Source organism: Arthrobacter sp. HLT1-20, assembly GCF_054510895.1.
Genome location: NZ_JBTNDR010000029.1, coordinates 13,870 through 37,143 on the forward strand (window position 1 = coordinate 13,870; position 23,274 = coordinate 37,143).

21 protein-coding genes and 1 riboswitch are annotated in these 23,274 nt (G+C 63.6%); of the genes, 13 read left to right on the top strand and 8 right to left on the bottom strand.

The annotated features are described in order from the left end of the window. Positions 1-70 precede the first annotated feature (70 nt). Complete coding sequence (locus ACX80Q_RS14170; RefSeq protein WP_459331177.1) at positions 71-1,426, top strand: sensor histidine kinase; 1,356 nt, start codon at positions 71-73, stop codon at positions 1,424-1,426. Continuing rightward, the gene (locus ACX80Q_RS14175; RefSeq protein ID WP_459331178.1) at positions 1,423-2,067 is read left to right on the top strand and encodes a response regulator; all 645 of its coding nucleotides are present in this window, start codon (positions 1,423-1,425) and stop codon (positions 2,065-2,067) included. Before ACX80Q_RS14170 ends, ACX80Q_RS14175 begins: the two co-directional genes overlap by 4 nt. A 113-nt stretch (positions 2,068-2,180) precedes the next feature. Here the strand turns inward: ACX80Q_RS14175 and ACX80Q_RS14180 are convergent, their stop codons facing one another. Continuing rightward, entirely contained in the window at positions 2,181-2,633 is a 453-nt protein-coding gene (locus ACX80Q_RS14180) for a hypothetical protein (protein ID WP_459331179.1), read from the bottom strand. Between the two features lie 9 nt (positions 2,634-2,642). Continuing rightward, positions 2,643-4,016: a PLL family lectin gene (locus tag ACX80Q_RS14185; RefSeq protein WP_459331180.1), complete on the bottom strand. Its 1,374-nt coding sequence runs from the start codon at positions 4,014-4,016 to the stop codon at positions 2,643-2,645. 245 nt (positions 4,017-4,261) lie between these two features. On the opposite strand from ACX80Q_RS14185, the gene ACX80Q_RS14190 reads away from it, so the two are divergent. From ACX80Q_RS14190 to ACX80Q_RS14200, 3 genes are read left to right on the top strand one after another with little or no spacing between them, the layout of a single operon-like run. After that, positions 4,262-4,762 (top strand): LysM peptidoglycan-binding domain-containing protein, encoded by a 501-nt coding sequence (locus ACX80Q_RS14190; RefSeq protein WP_459331181.1) that lies wholly within the window; start codon positions 4,262-4,264, stop codon positions 4,760-4,762. A gap of 56 nt (positions 4,763-4,818) precedes the next feature. Next, complete coding sequence (locus tag ACX80Q_RS14195; RefSeq protein WP_459331182.1) at positions 4,819-5,898, top strand: M4 family metallopeptidase; 1,080 nt, start codon at positions 4,819-4,821, stop codon at positions 5,896-5,898. Then, on the top strand, positions 5,895-6,206 hold the full coding sequence (locus tag ACX80Q_RS14200; protein WP_459331183.1) for a protealysin inhibitor emfourin: 312 nt from the start codon (positions 5,895-5,897) through the stop codon (positions 6,204-6,206). Before ACX80Q_RS14195 ends, ACX80Q_RS14200 begins: the two co-directional genes overlap by 4 nt. A gap of 84 nt (positions 6,207-6,290) precedes the next feature. Here the strand turns inward: ACX80Q_RS14200 and ACX80Q_RS14205 are convergent, their stop codons facing one another. Together ACX80Q_RS14205 and glyA are read right to left on the bottom strand one after the other, a co-directional pair. Continuing rightward, positions 6,291-7,175: a bifunctional methylenetetrahydrofolate dehydrogenase/methenyltetrahydrofolate cyclohydrolase gene (locus ACX80Q_RS14205; RefSeq protein ID WP_459331184.1), complete on the bottom strand. Its 885-nt coding sequence runs from the start codon at positions 7,173-7,175 to the stop codon at positions 6,291-6,293. After that, positions 7,169-8,455, bottom strand: coding sequence for a serine hydroxymethyltransferase (gene glyA, locus ACX80Q_RS14210; protein WP_459331185.1), 1,287 nt, complete (start codon positions 8,453-8,455; stop codon positions 7,169-7,171). Before glyA ends, ACX80Q_RS14205 begins: the two co-directional genes overlap by 7 nt. A 176-nt stretch (positions 8,456-8,631) precedes the next feature. After that, positions 8,632-8,720, bottom strand: a riboswitch (ZMP/ZTP riboswitch). Between the two features lie 49 nt (positions 8,721-8,769). On the opposite strand from glyA, the gene purU reads away from it, so the two are divergent. Continuing rightward, the gene (purU, locus tag ACX80Q_RS14215; RefSeq protein ID WP_459331205.1) at positions 8,770-9,630 is read left to right on the top strand and encodes a formyltetrahydrofolate deformylase; all 861 of its coding nucleotides are present in this window, start codon (positions 8,770-8,772) and stop codon (positions 9,628-9,630) included. Between the two features lie 133 nt (positions 9,631-9,763). Here purU and ACX80Q_RS14220 read toward each other — a convergent pair whose 3' ends face one another. From ACX80Q_RS14220 to ACX80Q_RS14230, 3 genes are read right to left on the bottom strand one after another with little or no spacing between them, the layout of a single operon-like run. Then, on the bottom strand, positions 9,764-9,931 hold the full coding sequence (locus ACX80Q_RS14220; protein WP_459331186.1) for a hypothetical protein: 168 nt from the start codon (positions 9,929-9,931) through the stop codon (positions 9,764-9,766). Positions 9,932-9,937: 6 nt separating this feature from the next. After that, positions 9,938-11,587, bottom strand: coding sequence for a flavin monoamine oxidase family protein (locus ACX80Q_RS14225; RefSeq protein WP_459331187.1), 1,650 nt, complete (start codon positions 11,585-11,587; stop codon positions 9,938-9,940). A gap of 2 nt (positions 11,588-11,589) precedes the next feature. Beyond that, positions 11,590-13,038, bottom strand: a complete 1,449-nt coding sequence (locus ACX80Q_RS14230) for an amino acid permease (RefSeq protein ID WP_459331206.1) — start codon at positions 13,036-13,038, stop codon at positions 11,590-11,592. Positions 13,039-13,297: 259 nt separating this feature from the next. On the opposite strand from ACX80Q_RS14230, the gene alr reads away from it, so the two are divergent. Both alr and ACX80Q_RS14240 read left to right on the top strand, forming a co-directional pair. After that, positions 13,298-14,473 carry an alanine racemase gene (gene alr, locus ACX80Q_RS14235; protein WP_459331188.1) on the top strand — a complete coding sequence of 392 codons (1,176 nt, stop codon included), beginning with the start codon at positions 13,298-13,300 and terminating at the stop codon, positions 14,471-14,473. Beyond that, the gene (locus ACX80Q_RS14240) at positions 14,463-16,070 is read left to right on the top strand and encodes a PucR family transcriptional regulator (protein ID WP_459331189.1); all 1,608 of its coding nucleotides are present in this window, start codon (positions 14,463-14,465) and stop codon (positions 16,068-16,070) included. The genes alr and ACX80Q_RS14240 overlap by 11 nt, the downstream gene beginning before the upstream one ends. Positions 16,071-16,164: 94 nt before the next feature. Here ACX80Q_RS14240 and ACX80Q_RS14245 read toward each other — a convergent pair whose 3' ends face one another. Continuing rightward, positions 16,165-16,962: a nitrilase-related carbon-nitrogen hydrolase gene (locus ACX80Q_RS14245; protein ID WP_459331190.1), complete on the bottom strand. Its 798-nt coding sequence runs from the start codon at positions 16,960-16,962 to the stop codon at positions 16,165-16,167. A gap of 222 nt (positions 16,963-17,184) precedes the next feature. Here ACX80Q_RS14245 and ACX80Q_RS14250 point away from each other — a divergent pair, with 222 nt between their 5' ends. The 5 genes from ACX80Q_RS14250 (at position 17,185) to ACX80Q_RS14270 (ending at position 23,182) form a co-directional block, all read left to right on the top strand. Next, positions 17,185-17,703 carry a gamma carbonic anhydrase family protein gene (locus ACX80Q_RS14250; RefSeq protein WP_459331191.1) on the top strand — a complete coding sequence of 173 codons (519 nt, stop codon included), beginning with the start codon at positions 17,185-17,187 and terminating at the stop codon, positions 17,701-17,703. A 106-nt stretch (positions 17,704-17,809) separates the two neighbouring features. Then, entirely contained in the window at positions 17,810-19,015 is a 1,206-nt protein-coding gene (locus ACX80Q_RS14255) for an ROK family transcriptional regulator (protein WP_459331192.1), read from the top strand. Between the two features lie 185 nt (positions 19,016-19,200). Next, positions 19,201-20,745, top strand: a complete 1,545-nt coding sequence (mmsA, locus tag ACX80Q_RS14260; RefSeq protein WP_459331207.1) for a multiple monosaccharide ABC transporter ATP-binding protein — start codon at positions 19,201-19,203, stop codon at positions 20,743-20,745. A gap of 27 nt (positions 20,746-20,772) precedes the next feature. Beyond that, a complete protein-coding gene (mmsB, locus tag ACX80Q_RS14265; protein ID WP_459331193.1) occupies positions 20,773-22,041 on the top strand; it encodes a multiple monosaccharide ABC transporter permease in 1,269 nt (422 codons plus the stop codon). A 43-nt stretch (positions 22,042-22,084) separates the two neighbouring features. Next, positions 22,085-23,182, top strand: a complete 1,098-nt coding sequence (locus tag ACX80Q_RS14270; protein ID WP_459331194.1) for a substrate-binding domain-containing protein — start codon at positions 22,085-22,087, stop codon at positions 23,180-23,182. The last annotated feature ends 92 nt before the right edge of the window (positions 23,183-23,274 follow it).

Genomic DNA, 23,274 nt, shown 5'->3' on the forward strand with positions numbered 1-23,274 from the left:
GGTCATCCCTTGGTGCCACATTGCGGCACGGCGCTTGCATGCTGGCGGAAGGGCAACGGAAGATGGGCACATGGAAGAATCCGCAGCGGTTGCCACATCAGGGTCGCTTGCCGCACGCCTGCGCAACGGCTACCGGGGTCTTGATGTTCGCCAGCTTGCGAACATCAAGGTTGAAGACATGGCCCTGGCAGGCGGATATTTCGCCTTGTTCTGGCTCCTGACGGCCATCAATCTTTCATCCTTCGGTGGCCTCCGGGTGGCGGCGTTCGCCTCGGCGTGGCTGGCCATCGCCGTGCTGGGCTGCGCAGGGGTCCTCTTTCGCCGCGCCGCTCCGAACGCCATGGCGTGGATGTGTTCGCTGGCCATCATCGGTTTCGTGGTGGCAGGGCACGCGGGCGCCTTTGTGCTTGCCTTTGAGCTGTTCTTTGCCCTGGTGCTGTTCGCCTCCGCCAAGGTTTCCCGGATGGCCGCCCGGATCGCCTGGGTTTTGGCGGCACTGCTGGTGTTGGCCACCTTTGCCCTCACGCTCAGTGTGGCCGGAACGGTCCAGGCGGCTGTCATTGCGGTTGTTACCTTGCTGACACCCGTGGAGTGGGCGGGGAATTTGCGTAAGGCGAACCTGCTCACCGAGAGCGAATCTGCCCGGGCCGACGCCGTCCACGATGCCGCCGAGCAGCGGCTGCGGGCCGAACGCACCGCCCACGATCTGGCGTTGGAGCAGGAACGGGCGCACATGGCGCGTGAACTTCATGACGTGATCTCCGCACGGCTCTCGGCCATTGCGCTCCAATCCGGCGCCGCGCTCCAATCCGGCGCCGCGCTGCAATCCGGCGCCTCGCTCCAATCGGGCGCCGACTTGCGGGACCCCCACGCTGCCGTGCTGCGCCACATCCGGGCGGAGAGTGTTGCCGGGCTGGCTGAGCTCAACAGCATGATCAGGCTCCTGCACACGGGCGAGCTGACGGAGATGACGGGCAGGCTCAGCGATCTGCCGGGCCTGGTGGAGAACTATCAACGCGCCGGCACCCAGCTGCGGTTTTCAAATGCCGTGCCCGACGCCGGGACTCACCTGCCGCTGCCCCTGCAGACAGCCATCTACCGGGTGATCGCCGAGGCCCTGGTCAACGCCACCAAGCACGCACCGGGCCAAGGGATAGAGGTCACGCTGAGACAAAATTCAGTCCACACGGTTCTCGTGTGCATCACCAACCCCCTGCCTGACATGGCCCAAGACTGCGAAAGACCGCCCAGTGGCACAGGAACGGGCATACCCAGCATGCATTTCCGGGCTGCCCACGCCGGCGGGACGCTCACGGCCGGCCCCGGCGACGCACAGTGGAAGGTGTTCCTCACACTGCCCGCCCCCGAGCCCCGTGTGGCCGTCCCAGCAACGGCAGCAGCAGCAGCACAGGGGCTCAGGCCATGACGCCGCCCCGGATCTCGGTCCTGCTGGCGGACGATCACGCCGCCATCAGGCTGGGCATGCGCATGGTGATTGATACTGCAGCCGACATGGACGTTGTCGGCGAAGCCGGTGACGGTGCACTCGCGGTGAGTATGGCCCGTTCGCTGCGCCCCGATGTGGTCCTGATGGACCTGCGCATGCCCGTACTGGACGGAGTTGGCGCCACCCGGGCCATCTGCGCCGAGGGCCTGGCCAAGGTGTTGGTCCTGACCACCTTTGACCATGATTCCTACCTGTTTGGCGCCTTGGCGGCAGGGGCTGCGGGATTCCTGCTCAAAAGCGCCGAACCCTCCGCCATCACCGAGGCGGTGCGGCGGGTGCATGCCGGCGACCACGTCATTGCGCCGGAGGTGACGGCCCGCATTGTGGCGGCCGCCCTCTCCCCCAGCCCGGCACCTGTACGGATTCCGCGTCCCGAACTCCAGAGCTTGACCGGCCGGGAGCTGGAAGTGTTTGAGTGCCTGGGCGAGGGCCTGAGCAACTACTCGATTGGCCGGCAGCTGGGCATTTCCGAGACCACTGTCAAGACCCATGTGTCGCGGGTGTTGGGCAAGCTTGGCCTGGCCTCACGGGTGCAGGCCGCCTTGTTCCGGCACGGATAGCGTGGCCGGCTCCGTGTCGCCTGGCCAGCCCCGGGCAAACACGGCACGACGGCGGAACCCGGGTTCCGCCGTCGTGCTCCCCCATCAGAAGCTCGGGCCAGAATCCGTCCGGCTCATTGCAACCGTTCCATGGCCTCCACGGCAAAGTCCCGCAGGCCCTGGCTGGAACCGTTGACGCTGACCTCCTGGATTTTCGCCAATAAAACCGGGGACAGCCCGGCCGACACCGACTTCAGGGCGAGTTTTTGGACCCCCGCGTCAGCATCCAACAGGAGTGTTTCCAGCACGCGGCTGGCCGGCTCAGCAGCCAGCATGGAGGCCGCATGTGCTGCCGCCACCCGGACACGCACATCGCCGCTCGCCGCCGCAGCCGCAACCACCTGTTCGGACAGCTCGCCCTCCATCACGGCCGCCAAGTACGCAGCCTTTGCTGCCAGACCCGGGTCCTCACCCTGGACCAGGGTCATCAGGAACGGCAGCGCGTCGGGGCCGAGTTGGGAGGCTGCCGCATAGTCAACCTCGTCGGGATCCAGGACGCGCAGGACGTCTTCCATGGTCAGGTTCATGAGGCTCTCCTAGATGTTCACGGTCAGGGCGCTGGCGTTCATCGCAGCACCTTCGGTGTCGATCAAATCCGGCGGCGGGTTGGTGATGTTCCAGGTGCCGCCACCCATCATGAGCCTGTCCGTGGGTGTGACGTGTTGCAGGCCCAGCACATGGCCCACCTCGTGCCCCATGGTCCAGCTGCTGGCCGTGGAGACGATTGCGCAACTGGGCCGGCCGGCCGGGAACGCGGCACACCCGTTGGAGGGCGGGGTGGTGGTCCGCACCAGGTACACGGCCACGTGGTCGGCACCCACGTTGTCCCGATTCCCATACAGCTCATTTTGCTCGGCGGTGGTGGTGCCCATGGTGCAGGCGCCCACGTCCAGGTCTGCCAGCAGGGGCAGGTTCAGGTTTTGGGTGGAGCCCACCACAACGTTGATTCCCCGGCTGACATAGACGTCCCGCATGGCCTGGACCATCTGCTCCGCCGTGAAGCTGGTGGGCGGTGTGAGGATCTTCAGGTGCAGCACCACTGTGGGGACAAGGGTCCACGCCTTGGACCAGACATTTCCGTCCGTGCCACGGACAAAGACATGCTCATGGTCCTGGCCCATGGTGTCCACGGCAAGCTCCGACGCCAGCACGCCGCCGTCGTTGTGGCGGCCCCAATCATGCCACTGCCCACCCCAGTAGGCCTTCTGCCAGAGGGCCCCGTCGGCGCCGCGGGCATAAATGTTGCAGACCGCATTGTTCCTGGACACAATGGCCGGCCCGGCAATGAACCCACCCGCCGGGGCCCCGTGATTGAACCAACCACTCCAGCCGGAGGTGTTGGTCCACGCCTTGGACCAGACATTTCCGTCCGTGCCACGGACAAAGACGTGCTCATGGTTCTCCCCCATGGAACCCGCCGCTGGCTCAGAGGCCAGCACGCCGCCGTCGTTATGGCGGCCCCAATCATGCCACTGCCCGTCCCAGTAGGCCTTCTGCCAGAGGGCCCCATCAGCGCCGCGGACGTAAATGTTGCACACGGCATTGTTCCGCGACACAATGGCTGGCCCGGCAATGAACCCACCCGCCGGGGCACCATGATTGAACCAACCACTCCAGCCGGAGGTGTTGGTCCACGCCTTGGACCAGACATTTCCGTCCGTGCCACGGACAAAGACGTGCTCATGGTTCGCCCCCATGGAACCCGCCGCTGGCTCAGAGGCCAGCACGCCGCCGTCGTTATGGCGACCCCAATCATGCCACTGCCCACCCCAATAGGCCTTCTGCCAGAGGGCCCCATCAGCGCCGCGGACGTAAATGTTGCAAACCGCATTGTTCCGCGACACAATAGCCGGCCCGGCAATGAACCCACCCGCCGGGGCACCATGATTGAACCAACCACTCCACGTCATTGGACCCTCCCAAAATTCGCCAGCGCCTGTCCGCAAATCCGGTCTGCCATCCCACCAGCGCTATTGCGGTCACGCCCAGTGTGGCCCCTGCTGCGTTACTGCCGCGTTACCGTGTGAGGCGCCGCCGCGCCGGCAACTTTAGCCCCCGGAGGGTCCACGGCGGGGCCGGTGCGGGGCCGCAAAACTGTCCTTGCCATGGACCGCCAACAGGCGCATCATGGTGGAAAATGACTCAGGAGGACACCATGGCAGCTCCACGTTTGATTGAGGTCCGCCAGCCGCGCCACAATGACGTGGTTGGCAAGGCATTTGTCATTGCCGGCTTCGGCACCGGCTTTGAGGCAGTGGTCCTGTGGAAAGTTCTGGACAACGCCGGTCACACCTTGGGCAGCGGCAACATCCACGGGGCCGGCTCCATGGGTGTCATCCATGACTTTGGCAATGTGGTGACGCTGGGAAACACCCCGGCCCGCGGAGCCCACGTGACTCTGCAGGTGTTTGGCGATGATCCCTCCGGCATCCACCCGCCCGGGCCGGACCTGAACCTGGTTCGGATCACCTTGTTCACGGCGCTGGCGGGCTTCAAGCTCTATGAGGTCAAGAGCGGGGACAACCTCACCAAGATCGCCCTGCAGCAGGGGCAAAACACCACGGCAACCGACATCTTTGACGCCAACAGGGACACCATCGTCAACCCCAACCTGATCTTCCCCGGCCAGATTTTTCGCATCCCGCTGCTCAGCTGAGCAGTGTCTTGGCCATCACTGAAATTGACACCACCACAGGAAGAAGAGGCAAGGACATGTCACCAATCCATGGGCGAGCCTACTGCAGCATTGCCCCGCCGGACATGCTGGGGCGGCTGGCCGTTGACGGAACCCCCAAACAGCGGGATGCAGCAGTCCGGGCATTGGCCACCTCCGCCGCCATCCGCTCCCAACGCGCCGTGATGGGCCGGCTCAACCGCCAGCTCAACCTGAACATCGGGCAGATGGTGGGCTTCGCCGTCACCCCGGCGCGCCGCCTGACCATCTACGACAACAAGACCAATGGGCGGACCTTCCTGCCCGGTGTGCGGGCCCGTGATTGGGGCCAGCCGCCGGTGGAGGACCCTGCCGTCAACCAGGCCTACGACGGCAGCAGCGCAACGTACGAGTTTTACCGCGATGTGTACAACCGCAACTCCCTGGATGGTGTGGGCCTGGAGTTGGTCTCCAGCGTCCACTACGGGGTTGGGTTCGACAACGCTTTCTGGGACGGTTCCCAAATGGTGTACGGCGACGGCAGCGGGCGGATCTTCCAGATTGGCGGGTTGACCCGTTCCCTGGATGTCATAGCGCATGAGCTGACCCATGGCGTCACGGAACTGACGGCGGGCCTGGTCTACAGCAAACAGTCCGGGGCCCTAAACGAATCCTTCTCAGACGTCTTTGGCGCCATGGTCAAGCAATACAGCCTCAAGCAGACTGCCGCCGAGGCGGACTGGATGATCGGGGAAGGAATCCTGGTGCCAGCACTCGGGGCTGCCCTGCGCTCCATGATGAATCCCGGCACGGCCTACTCGGGAGACAGGCAGCCCGGCCACATGGACGACTACTTGGACCTGCCGGACAACAACGATCCCCGCAATGACAACGGCGGCGTCCACATTAACTCCGGCATCCCCAACCACGCGTTCGCATTGGCGGCCACGGCCATGGGCGGCAACTCCTGGGAGAAGACGGGAAAGATCTGGTACAAGGTGCTGACCACCCGCCTGCGCCCCAACACGCAATTCGACGAGGCCGCCCAGGCCACCGTGGACGTTGCCGGGGCCCTGTATAGTTCCACCGAACAAGACATCGTCCACAACGCATGGAAAGAGGTCGGTGTCCGTACATGAAGCTGACGATTCGCAGGGGCGGCGGGCTTGCCGGCATGGTCACCCGGACCGAGCTGGACGGGCAAGCGTTGCCGAAAACGGCTGCGGAGGACTTTGCCGGTGTGGTGGCCCGCGCCAATCTTGCGCTCCAGCCTGCAACGCCGCCTGCCCGCAACTGGCCCGACGCCCTGCTCTATGACATCTCCTTGGAGCAGACGGGCCCACCGGTCAGCGTCCACTACACGGATGAGACCCTGCCCGAAACCGTCCGCCAACTTCTGGCATGGGTGGACGGGCGCCCGGAGCGGGTCGAATCGATCGAAATGTAGCCGTACCTCATGCAAAAGGAGGACGACGGCGGAACCTTAGTTCCGCCGTCGTCCTCCCCACGACCTCCCACGACCTCGAAAGGGCTAGGCGCGCTCTGCTGCCTCAACCACATTGGCCAGCAGCATGGCCCGGGTCATGGGTCCAACGCCGCCCGGGTTCGGGGAGATCCAGCTGGCAACCTCTGCCGCTGCGGGCTCCACGTCGCCGGTGACAACAGCCTTGCCGTTGCCATCATCCACGCGGCTCACGCCAACGTCCAGGACAATGACTCCCGGCTTGAGGTCAGCGGCCTTGATCATGTGCGCAACGCCTGCGGCGGCCACAACAACATCGGCCTGGCGCAGTTCGGCGGCCAGATCCTTCGTGCCGGTGTGCGCCAACACCACAGTGGCGTTGATGTCGCGGCGGGTCAGCAGCAGGCCCATGGGCCGGCCAATGGTCACACCACGGCCCACCACCACAACGCGTTTGCCATCCAGCGTGATCCCGTGGCGTTCCAGCAGCACAATGCAGCCCTTGGGGGTGCACGGCAGCGGGGACGTCATGGGACGGTTCACATTGGCCACCAGGCGGCCCAGGTTCATGGGGTGCAGGCCGTCGGCGTCCTTGTCCGGGTCAATGGCTTCAAGCACCACGTCCTGGTCAATGTGCTTAGGCAGCGGCAGCTGCACAATGTAGCCGGTGCAGGCAGGGTCCTCATTGAGCGCACGGACAGCTGCCAGGACTTCATCCTGGGTGGCCGTCTCGGGCAGATCGATGCGGATGGAATTGATGCCAACTTCGGCACAGTCCTTGTGCTTACCACCCACGTACCACTGGGAGCCCGGATCCGAGCCAACCAAAATGGTGCCCAGGCCCGGGATGACGCCGCGGGCAGCCAGGGCCGCCACGCGTTCGGTCAACTCGGCTTTGATGGCCGCGGCTGTGGCCTTGCCATCAAGGATTTGAGCAGTCATGCGGTTTACCATTCTTCCTGACCGGGGTAGAGCGGGAAGTTCGCGGCAAGTGCCTTCACGCGGGCGCTGAGGGCGTCAACATCTGCGCCACCCTTCAGTGCTGCTGCGATGATCTCGGCAACCTCGGTGAACTCCGGTGCACCGAAGCCACGCGTGGCCAGTGCCGGGGTGCCGATGCGCAGGCCGGAGGTGACCATCGGCGGGCGGGGGTCGAACGGAACGGCGTTGCGGTTCACGGTGATGCCAACGCTGTGCAGGAGGTCCTCGGCCTGCTGGCCGTCCAGGACGGAGTTGCGCAGGTCAACCAGAACCAGGTGAACATCCGTGCCACCGGTCAGCACGGACACGCCGGCTTCGGCAACGTCGGGAGCGTTCAAACGCTCGGCAATGATCTTGGCGCCTTCGAGCACGCGGGCCTGGCGTTCCTTGAACTCTTCACCGGCAGCAATCTTGAAGGCCACGGCCTTAGCGGCGATGACGTGCATGAGCGGGCCACCCTGCTGTCCCGGGAACACAGCCGAGTTGAGCTTCTTGGCCCACTCCTTTTTGGCCAGGATCACGCCGGAGCGCGGGCCGGAGAGGGTCTTATGCACCGTGGAGGTGACGACGTCGGAGTACGGCACCGGGTTCGGGTGCAGGCCTGCTGCCACCAAACCGGCAAAGTGGGCCATGTCCGTCCAAAGCAGGGCGCCAACTTCATCGGCGATCGAGCGGAACGCTGCAAAGTCCAGCTGGCGCGGGTAGGCGGACCAGCCGGCGATGATGACCTGGGGCTTCTCGGCGATGGCCTGGGCGCGCAGCTTGTCCATGTCAATGCGGAAGGTATCGGGTTCAACTTCGTAGGCGGCAACCTCGTACAGCTTGCCGGAGAAGTTCAGCTTCATGCCGTGGGTCAAGTGACCGCCATGGGCCAAGGACAGGCCCATGATCTTGTCGCCGGGCTTGATCATGGCGGCAAGGGCGGCAGCGTTGGCCTGGGCACCGGAGTGCGGCTGAACGTTAGCGTATTCGGCACCGAAGAGGTCCTTGACGCGTTCGATAGCCAGGTTTTCGGCCACGTCCACATACTCGCAGCCGCCGTAGTAGCGGCGGCCCGGGTAGCCTTCGGCGTACTTGTTGGTCAGCACGGAGCCCTGGGCTTCAAGGACGGCGCGAGGGGCGAAGTTTTCGGAGGCAATCATCTCCAGCGTGTCGCGCTGGCGGCCAAGCTCGTCCTTCAGGACGGCTGCAATTTCCGGGTCCAGCTCGGAGAGCGGGGCGTTGGTCACGGACTGGGTGGGGCTAAAAGACACTACAGACTCCTGAGTAGGCAGCACGAAAAAACTCTTCTAGGAAAGATTATCGCTAATGCGTTGGCGGCCGTATTTGAACTTAACCTTGGCGGTAACTTTGCCGCGGGGCCTTCCGGCTCCGACAAAAATTGCACCAAGATTACTGACGTCCAACCACGCGCATTGGCTTTACTTGACCTCGCGTCCCAGGCGTACGATCTTAAGGTCTTCGCTTCGTGCTGCTCCCCGGTGGTGTCCCACCTCATCGCCAGTCGCAACACCCCAATTGTAGTACAGGGGCACATTTGGGCGGTAACGTTGAACGGGTGACTGAACTGAACTCTCCCCACTCCCCTGCTGGTTATGTCCTGACGCTTTCCTGCGCGGACCAGCCCGGCATTGTCCATGCCGTCTCGGGCTCCCTGCTGGAAGCCGGTTGCAACATCACCGATTCTCAGCAGTACGGCAATCCGGACACCGGCACGTTCTTCATGCGCGTGGCAGTGGAAACCACCACCTCCTTCAGCCGCTTGCGCGAGCATCTGGAAGCCGTTGCGGAAACCTTCAGCCTGAACTGGCAGCTGCACCGTGCCGGGGCGCCCGTGCGCACGTTGATCCTGGCCTCCAAGGCGGCGCACTGCATCAACGATCTGTTGTTCCTGCAGCGCTCGGGCACTCTGCCCATCGAGATTCCGGCCATTGTCTCCAACCACCGTGACCTGGAGCCGCTGGCCGAGTTCTACGGCATCCCGTTCTACTACATCCCCGTCACGCCCGACACAAAGGCCGACGCCGAGGCAGCCCTGCTGGAGCTCGTTGCCGAGCACAACGTGGAGCTGGTGGTCCTGGCCCGCTACATGCAGGTGCTCTCCGACGGTCTCTGCCAGCAGCTGGCTGGCAAGGCCATCAACATCCACCACTCCTTCCTGCCGTCCTTCAAGGGCGCCAAGCCGTATCACCAGGCGCATGCCCGCGGCGTGAAGATCATTGGCGCCACGGCCCACTACGTCACGGCCGTCCTGGATGAGGGTCCCATCATTGAGCAGGAAGTGATCCGCGTGGACCACGGCCACTCCGTGGAAAACTTTGTCTCCGTGGGCCGCGCCGTTGAAGCGCGCACCCTGGCCCAGGCCGTTCAGTGGCACGCCGAGCACCGGGTGCTGCTCGACGGCCACAGGACAGTGGTCTTCGACTAACTTTTCCAACTGACCCGCAGAAAACGGCGAAAATATGCGTTCTGGACGCCATTTTCGCCGTTTTCTGCGGGTCAGTTTCGTTCAACCGCGACGGCAGCTACTGTGACGCGGGCGAGACGTTCTCGGGTGTGGACTACTCCGTGGGTGACTCGCGGCCGCCAACGCCGTGGGACTCGCGGCCGCCGGCTCCGTGGGTGACCTCGGTGCGAACCTCAATCAGGGAGGCCGAGCCATTGACGACGAATTCCTCCGGGCGGACATCCAGCCACGCCGGTAGCTCTCCGCGCCCGGGAGGTCCCACCAGCGATCAGTCCAGGGACATGGGCCCGATCTCGGCCAGCAGCTCGCCCGGGCCGGGATTCTCCGGTGCCGAGGTGCCGCCCAAATGCTTCACAACGCCCCACACGGCGTTCAGCGCGGTGGTGACGGCGCCGTCGGCCCATCCCGCCGTCCAGGAGACGTCGTCGCCGGCCAGGAAGATGCCGCGCTGGCTTTCGGGCAGCTCCGCCTGGTCAAAGTGCGTGAACAGGCGCTGCTGGTAGCGGTAGTGGCCGGGCAGGTTGGCCTTGAACGCCCCCATGAAATTGGGATCGGCCTCCCAGGACACCGTGATGGGCGCCCCCACAATGTGTGCGGCAATGTCCACGTTCGGGTAGATCTGGGCCAGCGAGTGCAGCATCAGTTCCACCCGCTCCTCGGCCGAGAGCGAGAGCCACTTCAGCGCGTCGTCGTTCCAGGTGTAGGACAGCAGAATCACGGCGGGCGCGTCCGGGCCATTGTCCAGCAGGTAGGTGGCCCGGTTGAGCCTGTCGGTCAGCGTCATGGACATGACCTCGCGGCCCGTCTCCGGGTCAATGTCCTTCCAGAACGGCCTGTCCACCATGACAAACGTCTTGGAGGACTGCATATAGTGCGATCTCTCAATGGCCGTCCACATGGGCGCCGCAAACAGTGATTCCTCCGTGTTGATGCGGGTGGAGAGCAGCCAGGACTGGCAGGTGCTGATGACCACGGGGAAGCGGTGCGTCTTGCCCCAGCGCTCGGTGACCTCCAGCGAGCCGTCCGCGGCCCGGGAAATCTTGGCCACGCCTCCGCGCGGGGAGCCTGCGTGCAGCGACTTCAGCGAGGTACCTGCTGGCCAGTGTTCCATGCCCGACGGCGCATCCTCCCACAGTGCCTCGGGGAGCCTTTGCGCCCCGCCGGCAATGCTGCGGTGCCCGTCGTCGGCGTCGGTGTAGACCACGCGGAGGATTTCCAGGATGGAGTTGGGGAAGTCGGTGTCCCAGCCGCCGGTGCCGAAGCCCACCTGGCCGAAGGCCTCGCGGTGGCCGAACCCGGCCTTCTTGAACGCTTCACTGGCGGCGATGAAGCCGTAGAACGTTTGCTCGTCCAGGGCCGGCACCAGGGCGTTCCAGATTTCCTTGATGGTTTTGGTGTCCCGGGTGCGGATGGCTTCTTGCATCTGGGCGAACGCGGCGCCGTCGTTCACGGAAGCTCGCCAGGCCCGGGCCACTTCGTGGAAGAACTCCGGGAGGTCAGCCTCGGTGACGGCGTAGTGGGATTCGCCGGTCAGTTCAATGACAGTGCTGGAGGTTGCCCCGGAGAGCGGGTTAGGGAACTCTTCAGTGCCAAGTCCCATCTGGTCAACGTAGTGATAGAAGGCGCGCCCGGAGACCGGGAATCGCATGCCGCCCAGGTCCGCCGTAACCTCCGGCGCCCCGGGGAAACTGGCTGTGCGCAGCCGGCCGCCGATTTGCTCGGGCTCAAAAATGACGGGTCTGAGCCCCATCTTCATGAGTTCGTAGGCGGCCACCAGCCCGGAAAGCCCAGCCCCAATGACTCCCACCTCGGTGCCGTGGGCCAGCTGCGGGACGCTGCCCAAACCGGCGGGATGCGCCAGGTAGTGGTCGTAGCTGAACGGGAAATCCGGGTTCAGCATGGTGATTGCGTCAGTCATGGTTACGGTGCCTTCACGGTGTTGGTGTGTTCGGAGGGAGCGCTGTCCGTCTCAAAGCTGCGGGTGGAGAGTTCCTGGTATTCGTCCTCGGTCAGGGCGGCCACCCGGGAGTGGCGGCGTCCGTAGCCAAAGTATGCCAGCAACCCCACCATCATCCAGGCCAGGAACACGATCCAGGTGTTGCCGCCGAGGTTGACCATCAGGTAGATGCACATGAGCGCACCAAGGATTGGCGTGACGGGGTAGAACGCCACCTTGTAGCTGCGCTTAAGCTCGGGCCGGTTGCGGCGCAGGTAGATGACGGCAACGTTGACCAAGGCAAAGGCGAACAGGGTGCCGATGCTGGTGGCGTCGGCCAGTGCACCGAGCGGGACCAGCCCGGCGGTCACTGCTACCACTATGCCAACAATCAAGGTGCCAGCCACGGGGGTGCCGCGCTTTTTGGAGATCCGGCCGAAAATCTTCGGCACCAATCCGTCACGGGACATGGACATCAGGATGCGCGTTTGGCCGTACAGCACCGTCAGGACAATGCTGGCGATGGCCAGGACTGCGCCCACGGAGAACACCAGGGCAATCCACGGCTGGTGCGTGATTTCCAGCAGGATCTGCACCAGGGCGGCCTGGGTTCCGTCGAACCAGGTCCATTCCCGGGCACCGACGGCGGCCACAGCCACCAGCACGTACAAGGTGGTCACGATGACCATGGACAGCATGATGGCCCGGGGCAGATCGCGCTGCGGGTTTTTGGCCTCCTCGCCGGCTGTGGAAGCGGCGTCGAACCCTATGTAGGAGAAGAACACCCGGGAGGCGGCGGCGGAGACACCGGCGGCACCCATGGGCATGAGCGGGCTCAAGTTGCCTATGGTGAAGGCGCTGAAAGCAATGGCGCAAAAGAACAGCAGGATCGCGATCTTGACGATCACAATGGCCGTGTTGACCCAGGCGCTCTCCTTGGCACCGCGAATCAGCAACACCATGGACAGCAACACAATGGCCATGGCGGGCAGGTTCAGCAAACCACCGGCTCCGGGCGGCTGCGAGATGGCCTCCGGCAGCGCCCAGCCAAAGGCGGCCAAGGATTCGTTGATGTATTGGCCGGCCCCAACGGACACGGCGGCCACCGAGACCGCGTATTCAAGCACCAGGCACCAGCCACAAATCCAGGCCATGCCTTCACCCAGGGTGACGTAGGTGTAGGAGTAGCTGGATCCTGCCGCCGGCACCATGCCCGCCATTTCCGCGTACGACACCGCGGAGAGCAGTGCGGCGATGCCGGCAATCAGGAAGGCGATGAAGACGGCGGGCCCGGCCAGCGGCACGGAATCGCCAAGGATCACCAAAATGCCGGTGCCCAGTGTGGCGCCCACACTGATCATGGTCAGCTGGAAGACGCCAAAGCTGCGGACCAGTTTCCGGCCACCGGAACCGTTCTGGGCCTCGTCGAGCATCTGCCCCAGGGGCTTGCGACGCAGCAGTTGCCGGCCCAAGCCAACGGCGGGCCCGCTGCGGCGCGGGCCTCCGGCGGTTGCAGTCGACGTTGACTGCGGGCTGAGCTGATCACGTAGTGACATTCTCTAAATCCCATTCTATGTGGTCCTGCGGGTGCAGGGTGGTCCTGCGAGTGCAGGTAATGCTGTGCAAGTTCCTCAACACTAGTCCTGTGACGCGCATCTCATGGAAGTGCAAAACGTCCTGTACGCTTTGACCATGAGACTAAATGCACCATCAGCTCCTGGCTCATCGGAGCTCACCACCGGCACGGTCAGCGTTGACCTCGACGCCATAGCGCACAATGTCCGCATCCTGCGCGGGCACACCAGCGCGCCGCATTTCATGGCAGTGGTCAAGGGAAACGCCTACGGCCACGGCCTGTTGGAAACGGCCCGGACCGCCGTGGCCGCCGGCGCCGACTGGCTCGGGACAGCTCAGCTGTCCGAGGCGCTGACCTTGCGCCGCCACGGCATCACCACCCCCATCTTGGCCTGGCTCTACCTGGCCACCTCATCCGGCGGCGCCATTACCGACGCCGTCCAGCATGACATCGATGTGTCCCTGGGCAGCGTGGCCCAGCTGGAGGTTGTGGCCGGGACCGCGCAGACCTTGGGCCGGACGGCGTTCATCCACCTGGAGCTGGACAGCGGGCTGAGCCGTGGCGGGGCCCGCCGTGAGGATTGGCCCGCCCTGGTGGCCGCGGCGCGTGCGGCGGAACTCACCGGCGCCGTGTCCGTCCGCGGGGTGTGGACACACCTGGCCTGGGCCGATGTCCCGGCGCACCCTGCCAACACGGCCGCCGTGGCGGACTTTGAGGAGGCGGTTCAGGAGGCGTACGACGCCGGGCTGACGCCAACACTGCGGCATGCGTCCAGTTCGGCGAACATCCTGGCCCGGCCCGAATTCCACTTCGACATGGTGCGGGCCGGCCTGGCCATGTATGGACTCTCCCCCGCCGAGCACTTGGATCCGGCCGATTTTGGCCTGCGTCCGGCCCTGTCCGTTTCGGCCCCCGTGGTGCTGGTCAAGCATGTCCCCGCGGGCACGGGCGTCAGCTACGAGCACCGCGCCATCACGCACGAATCACGCTACCTGGGGCTGATCCCGTTGGGCTATGCCGACGGGATCCCCAAGGGCATCTCCGGGAGCAGCATCGTCATGGTGGGTGGGCACAAGGTGCCGGTGATCGGCAAGGTGTGCATGGACCAGTTCATGGTGGATTTGGGGCACCAGACCGGCGTCAAGGTCGGCGACACGGCGCTCCTGTTTGGCGATCCTCAGGCGGGGGCGGCGAGCGCCGACGACTGGGGCGCGGCCATCAACAGCCACGGCGACGAGATCATCAACCGCATCGCCCCGAGACTGCAGCGGGTGTACACCCATGGCCGCTGATACCACGAAGGTCCGGGCGCTGCCTCTTTCCAATGAGGAGGTGGAGTCACGATTCCGCTCCGTCACTTTGGCCCAGTTCCTGGCGGAGCTGCCGGACGAGTTGACCATTTTGCACGACGCCGATCTGCAGGCCCGCCTGCGTTGGGTGGAGCCGAGCGAGCTGGCCGACCCCACGCCGTATTTGATGGACGGCGAATTTGTCCTGACCGCCGGGCTGCCATTGCTGGGCGAAGGGGGCACGGCGGATGCCATTGACGCTTATGTGGAGCGGCTCGCCGGGGCCAACGTCTGCGCCCTGGGATTTGGCCTGACCCCGTACCACGATGAGGTGCCGCCGGCCTTGGCAGCATCCTGCCGGCGCCACGGCCTCACGCTGGTGGAGGTGCCACCCACGGTGCCCTTTGCCGCGATCGGGCTGCAGTTTGCCCAGCTCTTGGAGTCCGATTCGGCCAAGGTATTCCGCCAGCTCGCCGAAACCAACCGGCTGCTCATGCGCGCGGTGCTGTCACCGCGTCCTGATCAGGAAGTCCTGGGGACCTTGGTCCAGCGGGTGCCCTGCTGGGCGGTGCTGGTGGGGGCCGACGGGAAGGTGCGGGCGCGCGCCGGGGGCAACCCGGCCGACGTCGTCACTCTTGGGCCGTTGTTGCAGCGGCTGTTCTCGGGGTCGGGCCCGCGGGTTGAGTTGGACAGCTACCCCTCCCCCGGGTCCGAGTTTGTGGTGGGTCACCCGCTGCGCAGCACCCGGGATGTGAATCTTGGCGCCTTGGTGATTGGGTCCGCGGACCGCCTGTCGCCAGCCCACAACAACATTGTCTCCTCCGCCGTCGGGCTGCTGGAGCTGCTCTCCCGGCAGCGCACCAGCGGCTCGCTGGCACCCAGCCAGCTGGCCACAGCGTTGCTGCTGCACCCGGAGACACTCGCCACGGGCACGGCCAGGGAGGTGTCCGCCGCGAAGGACCTGCTGGCGCAAAGCCTTGGCTCCACCCGTTCGGCGCCCATGCGCGTTGTTCAGGGCGTCAACGTGGACGCGCCGCAGTGGCGCAGTTCAGACTCGCCCGTGCGTGAGCTGCTGCAGTGGCGGCGCATCTTCGACACCAAGCTGGTGGAGATCACCGAATACGGCTTCGCCGCAGTGACGCGCCTGAAGGTGGACGACGCAGCAGTGGCCGAGGCCGAGCGGCTCGGCTGGCGGCTGGTCATCGGTGATCCCGTGGAGCTCAACAGCCTCCCGGCCGCCTACCAGCGCGTGGGTGCACTGCGAGCACGGGCACGCGCCACGGCGGAGACCCTGCGAGTGGATTCGGTGACGTGGTCCGTGACGGGACTGCTGGGCAGGGAGGCTGGCTCCATGCTGGCCGGGCAGGTGTTGGCACCGTTGCTGGAACCCGAACGCCAGGACGCCCTGCTCGACGTGCTCCGCGGCTGGTTGGCGCAGAACGGCAACTGGGACGCCACCGCCAAGGCGCTGGGGCTCCACCGCAACAGCGTCCGGCGCCAAATCGGCGTCGTGGCCGAGCTGCTGGACAGGGATCTCAACGATGCACAGACCCGTGCGGATCTGTGGATCGCGCTGCAGTACGCCCCACCCTCCCCCTAACCCCACCTTCCTTCGCCGAGTCAGACCGAAGCCTGTCGAGGAAGGAGCATCGCGACGTCTGACTCGGCAGCGATCCGTCTGACTCGGCGCAGAGTCAGGACTCGCGGGCCCACTCTGCGTAGAGCTGGGGCCGGCGCTCGGCTAGGTAGGGCACGTCTCTGCGGCTGGCCCGGATGGTTTCGGCGTCTAGCTGGGCGTAGAGCAGCGTGGCGTCGGCCCCGGCGGTGGCCAGGAATCCGCCGTCGGACCCGATAATGACGCTTCCGCCGCCAAAGGCCACTGACGATTCCACACCGCAGTGGTTGGCGTAGGCGAGGGCCACATGATTTTCCAGCGCCCGGGCACGCACCAAAACCTGCGGAACCTCATCAAATCCATGCGCCAGGGCTGTGGGCACCAGCACCACATCGGCGCCGCGCACCGCCGCCGCGCGGACAGTCTCGGGGAATTCCACGTCGTAGCAAATGACCATGGACAGATTCAACCCCTTGAACTGCACGACGCCGGGAGCTTGCGTTGCGCCGATGAAGGCCGCCCGCTCCGTGTCACCAAAGAGGTGCACTTTTCCATAGTCCAACAGTTCGGCGCCGGACGCGTCCACCAGTGTGGCACTGATATTGAGGCGGTCGCCATCCAATCGCGGCAGGCTGTAGACCAGGGCAATGCCCCGGCTCCTGGCAATGTCGGCGAGCTCATCGCGAAGGCGCGGGAGCTGGCCGGGATCAAATTCGGCGTGGATGAGTGCGGGATCGTAGCCGGGCACGAACAATTCGGGCGTGAGCAGGAGGTCGGCGCCGGCGGCGGCAGCGTCACTGGCCGCCGCATCAATGACGGCAAGGTTCCCCGCCAGGTCCAGCGGCACGGCATTAGCCTGCAACAACGCCAACAACATGTTTACTCCTTGGTGCTCTGCTTGGATTTGTCTCCACGGGCTGTTCCCTCAGCTCCACAGTAGCGGCGCCGCCGCCGGAAAGTGTGGGTGCAATCTCACCACGCAACGTTGGTCTTGGGACGATTTGTCCGTTGCGGCGGGCCGGTATTCGGTAGCATCGGCTAGAAGAGCGCAATTTCGTGGGCGGGCACCAGCCTGCCCGCCTCCTGGAACGGATCCCTCATGAAGCAATTGATCACCTTTGACGGTATTACCCCCACAGTGGATGACAGCGCGTTCGTGGCGCACACGGCCGTTCTGATTGGCCGGGCATCCCTGGGCGCCGACTCCAGCGCCTTTTACGGCGTGGTGATGCGCGGGGACACCAACTCCATCACCGTGGGGGCTGGCAGCAATCTGCAGGACAACGTGGTGCTGCACGCCGATCCCGGCTTTCCCACACACGTTGGCGATGGTGTCAGCGTGGGCCATGGCGCCGTGATCCACGGCTGCACCGTGGAGGACAACTGCCTGATTGGCATGAGCGCAACCATCATGAACGGTGCCGTCATTGGCGCCGGGTCCCTGGTTGCCGGTGGCGCGGTTGTCTTGGAAGGTGCAGTGATTCCCCCGGGCTCCCTGGTAGCGGGGGTGCCGGCCAAGGTCCGCCGGGAACTCAGCGCCGAGGAAATCGAGCATGTTCGCGAGAACGCCACAAACTACGTGGCGTTGGCCCGCAAGCACAAGCTGGTCCAGCCCTAGGGCACACAGGGCAGGCAGACCCTCAGATAGTTCATAGATTCAATCTAGTGATTAATCTTGCGTTAACTTCTTGACTACAAGGTGAACGTAGGGCACGCTCGTTTGTATGCTCGACGACGAACAGCCCACCACGCCTGCCCAACGGCGAGCCCGAAACCCCGGCTCGCAGTCCGCACTTCGAAGCCGAAATCAACAGCGGCTCACGCAACAACTACTCAAGGGTGGCCCGGCAACCCAAGCTGATTTAGCCCGTATCACGGGCCTCTCCACAGCCACCGTCTCCAATATCGTCAAGAGCATGGCCGCTGCGGATCTGGTCACTCTCACACCGGTCACCAGTTCTGGTCGGCGCGCAATGTCGGTTCGCTACAACGGTGACAGTGCAATAGCCGCCGGCATCGACTTTGGGCGCACCCACGTCCGGGTGGTCCTTGCCAATACCGGCTATCAGGTGCTGGCCGAGGAGGAGGCACCCTTGCCGCGGGGCCACCGAGCTGCCGAAGGCATTCAGACGGCCTCCCTTTTGCTGGACAAACTCATGAAAAGGGCGGGAATTTCCCGCTCGCAACTCATCGGTGCCGGCGCCGGTATTCCGGGGCCCATCGACAGCCGCAATGGCAAGGTTATCCGCGGCGCGATCCTGCCCGAATGGGTCGGCATCAATTTGCATGACGAGCTGGAAAGGGCGCTGAAAATCCCGGTCTTTGTTGATAATGACGCTAATCTGGGCGCCCTTGCCCAACTCGCGTGGGGCCATCAAGGCAACGTCCAGAACCTGATGTTTATCAAGATTGGTACCGGCATCGGGGCGGGGCTCATCCTCCGAGGCGCGCTTTTTCACGGCAGCTTCGGTGTCACAGGGGAAATTGGTCACGTGACCATTGAAGAGCACGGCATGATTTGCCGCTGCGGTAACCGCGGCTGCCTTGAAACGGTGGCCTCAACGGCTACCATGGTGGAGCTACTGAGCAGGGGCCAGGACCAGCCCATTTCGACGGCGGATATCCTCAGCCAGGCGACAGCGGGAGACCCGGCAACCCTGCGTGTGCTCGACGACGCTGGCATGGCTATTGGCCGCGCCTTGGCCAACGTGGCGAATCTGATCAGCCCCGATGTCATCGTCATCGGAGGCCCCCTGACGGAGTTGGGTGAACTGTTTTTGGCCCCCATTCGCCGAGGATTGCTCCGGCATGCCGTGCCCGTCATTGGTGACAGCATTGGGCTCAAGATGTCTCATTTAACCTCCCGGGCCGAGGCTTTGGGCGCCGCCGCGCTGGTGTTTCAAAACGAGCCAAGGTCGATAATTTCTTAAACCGTTACCATCTCGTAGCGTTAAAGACTTGACCACAAGCGTGTGAGCTAGTTTACTTTTCGAGTACCGGTTAATGCCGATACTCCGCGAAGTCAGTAATGTCCGCGGGCAAAGAAGCCCCGCCATCCAGTGCAAACCTTGGCGGGGCAAAGACAAAGAAGTCAGTTGTGGAAGGCGTAAGCATTATGGTGTCCGCGAACCCCGTCATACTCGAGATGCGATCCATCACCAAGGAATTCCCTGGTGTGAAGGCACTTTCAGATGTATCCATCACCGTTCGTGCCAGCGAGATCCACTCCATCTGTGGCGAAAATGGCGCAGGCAAGTCAACTCTCATGAAGGTCCTCTCCGGCGTCTACCCCTTCGGTAACTACGACGGGGAGATCGTGTTCCAAAACGCCGTCTGCGAGTTCAAGGACATCCGCGCCAGTGAAAACGCCGGGATCGTCATCATCCATCAGGAACTTGCCCTGATCCCCGAACTATCCATCACCGAGAACATTTTCCTGGGCAACGAACCCACCAAGTTCGGTGTCATCAACTGGGCCGAGGCCCGCATGCGGACCATGGAATTAATGGCCCGCGTTGGCCTGAGCGAGGATCCCGATACCCCGATCAAGGAAATTGGTGTCGGCAAGCAGCAGCTCGTTGAAATCGCCAAGGCCTTGAACAAATCGGTTAAGCTCCTCATCCTCGATGAGCCAACGGCTGCCCTAAACGAGTCCGATTCCCAGCACCTGCTGGATTTGATCCGCGGACTCAAAAGCAAGGGCATCAGCTGCATCATGATCTCGCACAAGCTCAACGAGATCGAGCAGGTCTCTGACTCCATCACCATCATCCGCGACGGCAAGTCCATCGAGACCCTTGATGTGAAGGCCGACGGCGTGGACGAGGACAGAATCATCCGCGGCATGGTGGGACGTACCCTGGAATCCCGCTTCCCCGATCACACGCCCAAGATCGGCGAGGTGTTCTTTGAGGTCAGGAACTGGACCGTGGCCCACCCCCAGGTCTCGGACCGGCTCGTATGCAAGAACTCCAGCTTCAATGTCCGGCGCGGCGAAATTGTTGGTATTGCCGGCCTGATGGGTGCCGGCCGAACCGAACTGGCGCGCTCCATCTTTGGCCGCTCCTACGGCAACTACCTGTCCGGGCAGATCATCAAGGACGGCAAGGAAATCACCCTGCGCAACGTCCCGCAGGCCATCAAGCACGGACTTGGCTACGTGACCGAGGACCGCAAGACACTGGGTCTGAACCTCCTCGATGACATCAAGACCACCACGGTCTCGGCCAACCTTGATGCCATCTCGAAACACACCGTCGTTGACCGCGACAAGGAATTTTCGGTGGCAGAACGCTACCGCAAGCAGCTCCGCACCAAGGCCCCCACCGTGGACGAGGGCGTCGCGAAGCTCTCCGGCGGAAACCAACAGAAGGTTGTCCTGGCGAAGTGGATGTTCACCGACCCTGATCTGCTCATTCTCGATGAGCCCACCCGCGGCATTGATGTGGGCGCCAAGTATGAGATCTACGGGATCATTCAGGAGCTGGCCAACCAGGGCAAGGGCGTGATCGTGATTTCCTCGGAACTGCCCGAGCTGCTCGGCATTTCTGACCGGATTTACACCATTTTTGAGGGCGCCATCACGGGCGTCCTCGACAAGAATCAGGCAAGCCAGGAAACGTTGATGAAACGCATGACCGCTGCCACCAAGTCTGCCTAGACCCAGGGAAGAAAAAGGACACCCCCAATGAACATCTTCAAACAACTCTTCGGCGGCAATTCACGCCAATTCGGCATGATCTTTGCCCTCGTCGCCTTGGTCATCTTCTTTCAGTGGAGGACCGAGGGGCTGATTCTTACCCCGGACAACGTCATCAACTTGATGAACGGCTACTCCTACATCCTGATCCTTGCGATCGGCATGGTGCTGGTCATCATCGCCGGCCACATTGACCTCTCAGTGGGTTCCGTCGCCGCGTTTGTTGGCATCGTTGTGGCCCTGGCCATGCGTGACTTGAACCTACCCTGGTACCTGGGCATCCTTGCCGGTTTGGCACTGGGCGCGGCCATCGGTGCGTGGCAAGGCTTCTTCGTGGCCTATGTGGGCATTCCCGCCTTCATCGTCACCCTGGCCGGCATGCTGCTGTTCCGCGGCGCCAACCAGCTCTTCGGCAAATCACTGACCATCCCGGTTCCCAAGGAGTTCCAAACCATCGGCGCCGGTTACCTGCCCGAGATTGGCCCGAACACCGGCTACAACAACCTGACTCTTCTCATCGGCATCCTCGGTGTTGGCGCCTTGGTCTGGGGAGAGTTCCGCGGCCGCCGCAAGGCGGTGGCCCTGGGTTCCGACGTCAAGCCGCTGTGGGTCACCGTCACCAAGGTTGTTGTCTTCGCCGCCGTCATCCTTTATGTCACCTACCTCTTCGCCACCGGCCGCCCCGGCACTTCCTTCCCGATCCCCGGCATCATTCTCGGTGTTCTGGTCCTGATCTACGGCTTCATCTCCTCCCGCACCACCATTGGCCGCCACGTCTACGCAGTGGGTGGCAACCGCCACGCCGCCGCACTCTCCGGTGTCAAGAGCAAGCGCACCGACTTCTTGGTCATGCTGAACATGTCCATGTTGGCCGGCCTGGCTGGCATGATCTTCGTTGCCCGCGCCAACGCTTCCGGCCCGTCCGACGGCGTTGGCTGGGAACTCGATGCCATCGCCGCCGTGTTCATTGGTGGCGCAGCCGTCACCGGCGGCGTGGGTACCGTGATGGGTTCCATGATCGGTGGTTTGGTCATGGCCGTGCTCAACAACGGACTGCAGTTGCTGGGTGTGGGGTCCGACTGGACTCAGATCATCAAGGGCCTGGTCCTGTTGGCAGCTGTCGTCTTTGACGTTTACAACAAGAACCAGGGCAAGGCGTCCTTCATCGGCTTCATGATGAAAAAACTTGGCGGCAACAACAACCCCGATCTTGAAGTTGCCGAACCACTCAAAGGCACCATCAAGACCGAGGCCTAAAACTTCCTCCCCTTTTACAAAAACCAACAGAAAGCGAAGCACCATGTTGAAAATCAACAAGACGGTCAAGACAATGGCCGTTATCCTGGCCGCATCATCGCTGGCCCTTACCGGTTGTGGCCGGGCCGAGACACCCGCAGCGTCAGGCAGTGCCGCCGCAGGCTTCGCCGCCGATTCCCTGATTGGTGTTGCCTTGCCGAAGAAGACCAGTGAAAACTGGGTACTCGCGGAAAAGCTGTTCAACGACGGCCTCACAGGCGCCGGTTACAAGGCTGATGTTCAGTTCGCCAACGGTGGCGTTTCCGAACAGCAGAACCAAATCACTGCCATGGTCACCAAGGGTGCCAAGGTCATCATCGTTGGCGCATTGGACGGCGGCCAGCTCGGCACGCAGCTCAAGCAGGCCAAGGATGCCGGCGCCACGGTCATCGCTTACGACCGCTTGCTCGTGAACACGCCCGATGTTGACTACTACGTTGCTTACGACAACTTCAAAGTCGGCGAGCTGCAGGGCCAGGCCCTGCTGGACGGCATGAAGGCCAAGAAGCCCCAAGGCCCTTACAACATTGAGCTCTTTGCCGGATCCCCGGATGACGCCAACGCAAAGGTCTTCTTTGACGGTGCCATGAAGGTTCTGCAGCCCAAGATCGACGACGGAACAGTGAAGATCGTTTCGGGTCAGAAGACCTTCGAGCAGGCCGTCACCCAGGACTGGAAGGCAGAAAATGCGCAGAAGCGCATGGACACGCTCCTTGTCGGCAGTTACAGCAGCGCAACGCTTGACGGTGTGCTGTCCCCCAACGACACCTTGGCCCGCGCCATCATGACCTCGGTCAAGGCTGCCGGCAAGGCCACCCCCACAGTGACCGGCCAGGATGCAGAGGTTGAGTCCGTCAAATCGATCATGGCTGGCGAGCAGTACTCCACCATCAACAAGGACACCACCGCCCTCGTGGAGCACGCGATCCAGATGGTCAAGGATCTGCAGGGGGGCAAGACGCCCGAGATCAACGACCCCACGTCCTACAACAACGGCGTCAAGGTTGTTCCGGCATTCCTGCTGGTTCCCCAGATCGTCACGAAGGAAAATGCTGCGGAGCAATTCGCTAATGACAAGGTTCTTGGCCCGCTGACGAAGTAGTCACAAGCCAAGGCGAGTCAATCGCAAGAGGCCCCGTTCGGCGTCGTACATCACGACGACGAACTGGGCCTCTGTCATCTCCTGCGCCACTG